Genomic DNA, 6,249 nt, shown 5'->3' on the forward strand with positions numbered 1-6,249 from the left:
GACATCGGCGGCGTGATCGAGCGGGGCGCCAAATACCATGTGTTCGAGCGAGCCAAGGCGGCCATGCGACCCGTAGCGGCCGACGCCGGCCTGACCCTCATTCCCATTTATACCAACATCCGCCACCTCTGCGACAACCGCGATCTGTGGCTCAACCAGTTTTTCGGCGCCGTGCTGGCCGCCGCCGTGCACGCGTTTTCCCCCCGCATCAACCTGGCTTGGCTGGCCTCCTCCTATGACATCCCCCACTTGCACCCCTGCGGCTCCCACCCCCTGCTGGACCCGGAGTACGGCAGCGCCGATCTTCAGATTCGCCACCGCGATGTAGGGCTGTCCCGCATGGAAAAACTTCAAATCGTTGCCGGCTGGGATGTAGCTTTTCAAAATTTCCGTGTCTGCCTGGCCAACGTGCCTGATAGACTCAACTGCGGCCGTTGCGAGAAGTGCGTGCGCACCATGTTGGAGCTGGAGGCCATGGGCCTTCTGGACAAGACCCGGGCGTTCGAGCAAGATGCCGTCGACCCGGCCTGGCTGGACGCCTTCAGCATCACCATCCGTGTACGCCAGCCCTTCTATAGGGAGCTGATTGAACCGCTTCGGAACCGTGGCAGAGGTGATCTTGCCGAAAAGATAGAAGAAAAACTAAGCGTTGAACCGCAAGGCGGTGGGTCAATTCTACCTGGGATAGATCTACACGACGTTTAAATGTTGACGGGTTCGTAACGTCAAATGAGTTTGATCCTAATCTATGCCGTGCTTAGGTTAATAGATCGACCCTTTTCATTGTGCATTAAAGGAGTGGTTATGATACCTGCTTATGAAAAAAATGGTAGACGACGAGGTGTCGAGAGACGCCAATACTACTTGACCATTCATTTTCCCGATCGAAGATCCGGGGGAAACAGGAGGACTGGAAGTAACAGGAGGATCAGCGCACCGACCGAGATAAAAAAGGGGAAAGAACGGCGGTGGTCATGAATTCTTAATATCATCAGGATCCGTATCTCGATTTGAAAATGTCAACGCGGCCATTCTCCGTGAGGGTGTAAGTGAACCGTTCTCCAAACGGATACGGCCCGTCTCCTTGGCCACCTAACCGATGGTGCAGCGATCTGAGGTTGCCCAATCCGCTGCCGACTTACAGAACCACTTCTCCTGCATGTTTGGTCGTGATTTCCTATAGAATTTGTCTATGGGAGATTGGGTGTTTCTGGGCGTGAGGGTAATATTGATCTTCAATTGATTGATCAGCGGTGTTACCTTCTCCAAAAGCTGGCCACTGTCGGGGCTGTATATCGTGGTTATCTCCCATTTTGGCCAACTTCGACCGGATTGATTTATCGGTAGACTTCACAATAAGGAAGAGTCGAGCAGGAGGCGTTTGATCCGATGGCCATCACATGGAAGCACCCTTGCAGGGCCAATCTCTATCCAGATTTGGATGCCTTCAGTAGATATTTGGATATTTTTAGTCGGCTCAGGGGCGCACTGGACCATTTGCTGACACGGACCCAGTTTTGACGGTTTTCGCTGTCCGACCGTCTTTCATTGGACCTGCGCCTATCCTGCTTGTTCAGAAACAGCCCTTTGATCGAGAAAAGACGTCTCCTGTCTTTCCCGGTCCGTCTCTCTATGAAAGATCGATCGGTGCGTTGCATTGAAATAACCTCTATCCGGTCGGTGTCGTTGAACGGCTGCGGTAACGACCACCGCTGGCATTTATGTTCAGGCGTTAAACACCTAAAAAGGCGTCAACTATCCCTTGCGACCCCTCGATGGCTTATTTTTCGCCTGTTTTGTTTCCTTTTGTCTCTATCGGGGTCGAGCATGGTATGCATCTCTCGCCTGTCTTTTCCACTTCTCTGATCAACATCCTTAACGTTTCGCGGCGTCGGATGCGTATCTAATCTATCGATCATTTGTCCCTCCTCGCTAAGTTTGGTTTAATTCCAATTTGTTAATTGCTTTTGCCCATGCCTGATCGGACGTCAACCGGTCTATGAAGGACACATGAAAAATAATACCTATCAGGTCTAAAAGCAATAAATGTGCAAATTTTGGAAGAAATAAAAAATATTTAATGAAATCAGTATTAAAACAAACTTTTTTGATTCGGCGGCAGGCAAGAAATTATGAATAAATTTTCACAACTAAGAAAAAAAATGGAACATTCACCGCGGCACGCCGCGGGGAATTCGCTCGCTATTGCGGTTCAGGACGTCATTCCTCCGGCTCCCTTTCCCTGTAAATGGCGGTGGTGCGTCAGAAGCCTCGCTTCAGCAGCCTGTTGATTTCCTCTGGATAGGCCATGCACAGGGTTTCGTTGAACAGGTTGCGCAGGGCGCCGATGTCTGGAGTGCCCAGCTTCTGGTTGAAAAAGGTGCGGGGCGAAAAGAGCAGGTGAAAGCGGAAGTGATCGTCGCCCCAGGCGGCGGTAAAGAAATTCATGTTGAAGCTGTAAACCCCCATCTTGTCGTATTCGACCATCAATCGGGCCAAGCCCGTGGCCATGTCCATGAGATCGTCGGCGGTCAGATCCAGGGTGCAGCGGGCCTCTTCCACCACTGCCAGGACATCGCCGGCAACGCCCATGGGGGCAAAGGCGGTCAACCAGTGTGTGCGGCCGATCTGGCCCAGGTATCGCTGGCCGGCATCCTTTTCCGCTGCCACCAGATCATCCCAGTAAGTGGAACCATGGGTGTCCTTGTAGTCACGGGAGGCTTCGATTTCCTGCCGCATGAGGTTGGGAGCGGTGGATGTGGAGAACACCTGCAAATGGGGGTGAATCAGCGAACTGCCTGCCGGCGGCATGTAGTTCCAGTTGACGATATGGTAGACGGATTCCGCATGGCCGGATCCGGCCACGCGTCTGAAAAAGTCGTGGACGAAGCCGAACGCACCCGCCATATGGGCCGGCGTGAACGCCGTCATGGGGACGTAGTGCCGGGGGCCGAATGTGGCCACGGCGCCGATGCTGTCGTAGGGGGCAATGTTGGGGAAAATGACCATTTCCTCTTTTTGCATACGCCCCTCGGCGATGAGGTCCCTGGGGAAGCAGGGGGTCACCTCGAGCACTTTGTCCCCGCAGAAGGGGCACCAGGCCTCGGTGCCGGCCACCAGAGCATCGAAGTCCGGCTTTTCCCATCGCAGTTCCATGAAATGGCAGATCCGGGCGGTGCGACCGGTCAGTGGATCGATGCGGATCTCACTGGGGATGCGCCGCTCGGCCATCTCCTGTTGCGGATTGAGCATGACGGTCTCTTTCCTGATGGCCTCGAATTTCATGGCAACTCCTTTAATACCGCTCACGGCAGACAGTGATGGTTTTTCGCTGTAGCGTTGACAGGATGAGCGACTGCTGATGACTGCAGGGAAAATAGACATGTCTCCCGAACGGCGGCACACGTCCATGGATGATAATACCGAATAGTGCAAAATGATCATAATTTTGGTTCCGTGTCAATGCGATACCGCAAATCTGGCCCTTCACCGCCATGCCAGCTGGGTTGTTTTTTAGGATCGACATGATCCCCGCCGTGTTAACTGCAATCCGCCCGGGGTGGAATCAAAGTGGTAGCATAATCCTATCAATGGCCACCGATTATTACCGCATTGAAATATCATCACCGGCTGACAATATTAGTTACAACCAAAAGAGCCAAGGCGCTGAACCGACCTAACCTTAAATTTCGGGTATACAGATGAACGTTAACATTTTGATCAGTAGGGTCGCTGCATGGGTAATCTTGATTTTCCTGTCTGTTGTTCCACCGGCAGGAGGCATGGAAATCGAGGACGTTGTCTTCGAAAAGCAATTGATGGTTGGCCAGCAGACGCTGGAAATTAAGGGCGCCGGGGTGCTGCGATACCTGCGTTTCATCAAAGCCTACGCCGGCGCATTGTACACCCAACCCGGCCTTCCACCTGAGGCGGTCCTTTCCGATACCCCTAAGCGACTGGAAATCGAGTATTTCCATGCACTCAAGGGTGAGGACTTCGGACCTGCCACCTACAAAGGGTTGTCGGACAACCTTGACGCGGCGCAGATCGAACATCTGAGACCGCGGATCGAGTATCACAACAGCCTTTATGTGGATGTCAAACCCGGCGACCGTTACGCCCTGACCTATCTTCCTGGTGTGGGCACGGAACTGGCCCTCAACGGCAAGCCCATCGGGCTCATCGAAGGGGCGGATTTTGCAGCAGCTATTTTTTCTCTCTGGCTTGGGAATAATCCCTATGACAGGCGATTCAAGAACGCCCTGCTGGGCCTGGATGGTTAAGCCCCATGCAACCTGCATCATTTAAAACACGCTTGGCTTATGCGATGCCGGCATTTGCCCTGGCCATTATCGGCATACCGGTATATGTGTACATCCCCAAGTTCTATACGGATGTGGTGGGCATTGACATCGGTCTTGCCGGACTGCTGCTATTCAGCGTGCGCCTTTTTGATGCCGTAACCGACCCGCTCATGGGCACCCTGTCCGACCGGACCCGCTCTCGTTTTGGCCGCCGCAGGCCGTATATCATGGTTGGTTCAATCCTCGTCGCCGTCGCTCTGTTATTTCTGTTCAATCCTCCTGCGGTGTCGACCGCCTGGAGTACAGTCTGGTTTGCCTTCTGGATCTACGCGCTCTTTTTGTTCTGGACCCTGGTCACGGTTCCCTATGAATCGCTGGGTCCGGAGATCACCTATGACTACCACGCGAGAACAGCCTTGTTTGCCTGGCGGGATGGTTTTCTGATCGCCGGCACCCTGGCTGCCGCAGCGTCTCCGGCACTGGTGCAGGCCATTTTCGAGACCGGCGGCGATGCATCCGGCCAACGCAGCCAATTTTTCTGGATTTCGATGATCTATGCCCCCTTGGTCGTGGGGATGTGTGGCTGGTGCGTCAGGGTCGTGCGCGAGCGGGATTACGCACCGGCAGTAACTTCAGCCGTTGGCTGGCGAGACCTTCGTTCGGTCTTTAAGAACCGGCCGTTCATGATCTTGTTGGCCGCCTATACGATCAGCGCCATCGGCAGCAACCTGCCGGCGACGCTGATTCTTTACTACGTTCAGTATGTGCTCGGTTCAAGCCGGGCGGACCTGTTTCTCATGCTTTACTTCGTGACCGGTATCCTCCTCCTTCCGGTCTGGGTCCGCCTGGCCCACCGCTTCGGCCGAAAAGAGACCTGGATTGCATCCATGGCAATCAATACCGGTGCATTCATCGGCGTTTTTTTTCTGGGTCCGGGAGACACTGCCGTCTATGCGATCCTGGTGGTGGTGTCCGGCATCGGATTCGGTGCCACCCTGGCCCTGCCCTCTGCCATCCAAGCAGATGTAATCGATTACGACGAGCTTAAAACGGGACGCCGCCGGGAAGGCCAGTATATCGGGTTGTGGTCCATCGCCAAGAAACTGGCTGCCGCCGTGGGCGTTGGTGTGGGTCTGGCCGTCCTCGGTGCCACCGGCTACACGCCCAACGTTGCTCAGACCGACACGGTACGCCTGGCCCTGCGAGTCCTCTACGCCCTGGTGCCATCGGTTTGCAACCTGCTGGCCATCGCCATTGCCTTATACTACCCCATCAGCGGTGACATCCACAGCCGTATCCGGACAGCCATCGACCGACGTCAGGCCGGCCATATGGTTGCCGACCCGCTGAAACCCGCAGAAACGATCGGATAGAGACCATGACCATGGAAAACTGGACTGTCATACCGATGATCAACCTGGCCACCGTTGGCGCGATGATGACCGTGGGCTGGACTTTCAGTGTATTGCGCCGCAACGTCACCATCGTGGACAGCCTGTGGGGCTTGGGGTTCGTGCTGGTGGCCGGGGTCACGTTCTGGACGGGAAACGGGTTCACCGGTCGCAGCCTGCTGATTCTGTGCCTGACCGCCGCTTGGGGCTTGCGCCTGGCCGGGTATCTGACCTGGCGCAACTGGGGCCAACCGGAAGATCACCGCTACGGCCAGTGGCGGGAGAAAAGCGGGCAGCGCTTCTGGATCGTCAGCCTCTTCAAGGTGTTCTGGCTGCAGGCGCTTTTTCTCTGGTTCATCTCTCTGGCCTTGCAAAAAGCCCAGCTCTCCGCAGAGCCATCCCGATTCACCGCGCTGGACATTCTCGGCACCCTGGTGTGGGCGGCTGGTTTTGTTTTCGAGTCGGTCGGGGACTGGCAGCTGGCCCGGTTTAAAGCTGATCCGAAAAACCGCGGCCGGGTCATGGACCAAGGCTTGTGGGCCTGGAGCCGCCAC

Annotated in this window: 5 protein-coding genes; 4 read left to right on the forward strand and 1 reads right to left on the reverse strand. The window is 55.2% G+C overall.

The window, feature by feature from the left end; translation table 11 throughout:
• A partial coding sequence (locus ABYV26_RS18070; RefSeq protein WP_372682753.1) for a hypothetical protein occupies positions 1-705 on the forward strand: 705 nt, incomplete at its 5' end.
• A gap of 1,557 nt (positions 706-2,262) precedes the next feature.
• Here ABYV26_RS18070 and ABYV26_RS18075 read toward each other — a convergent pair.
• On the reverse strand, positions 2,263-3,444 hold the full coding sequence (locus ABYV26_RS18075; RefSeq protein WP_372682754.1) for a hypothetical protein: 1,182 nt from the start codon (positions 3,442-3,444) through the stop codon (positions 2,263-2,265).
• A 338-nt stretch (positions 3,445-3,782) separates the two neighbouring features.
• Between ABYV26_RS18075 and ABYV26_RS18080 the strand changes: the two genes are divergently transcribed.
• From ABYV26_RS18080 to ABYV26_RS18090, 3 genes are all read left to right on the forward strand, one after another.
• Positions 3,783-4,283, forward strand: a complete 501-nt coding sequence (locus ABYV26_RS18080) for a chalcone isomerase family protein (protein WP_372682755.1) — start codon at positions 3,783-3,785, stop codon at positions 4,281-4,283.
• 5 nt (positions 4,284-4,288) lie between these two features.
• On the forward strand, positions 4,289-5,677 hold the full coding sequence (locus ABYV26_RS18085; RefSeq protein ID WP_372682756.1) for an MFS transporter: 1,389 nt from the start codon (positions 4,289-4,291) through the stop codon (positions 5,675-5,677).
• An 11-nt stretch (positions 5,678-5,688) separates the two neighbouring features.
• The coding region (locus ABYV26_RS18090) for a DUF1295 domain-containing protein (RefSeq protein WP_372682757.1) at positions 5,689-6,249 on the forward strand (561 nt) is incomplete at its 3' end.

It is taken from the genome of Desulfosarcina sp. (assembly GCF_041551955.1).
In the GTDB taxonomy this organism is placed as follows: domain Bacteria; phylum Desulfobacterota; class Desulfobacteria; order Desulfobacterales; family Desulfosarcinaceae; genus Desulfosarcina.

Excerpts from the sequence above, each read along its gene's own strand:
- ABYV26_RS18075 (WP_372682754.1), bottom strand. The coding sequence starts at position 3,444 with ATGATCATTTTGCACTATTCGGTATTATCATCCATGGACGTGTGCCGC.
- ABYV26_RS18080 (WP_372682755.1), top strand. The coding sequence starts at position 3,783 with ATGGAAATCGAGGACGTTGTCTTCGAAAAGCAATTGATGGTTGGCCAG.
- ABYV26_RS18085 (WP_372682756.1), top strand. The coding sequence starts at position 4,289 with ATGCAACCTGCATCATTTAAAACACGCTTGGCTTATGCGATGCCGGCA.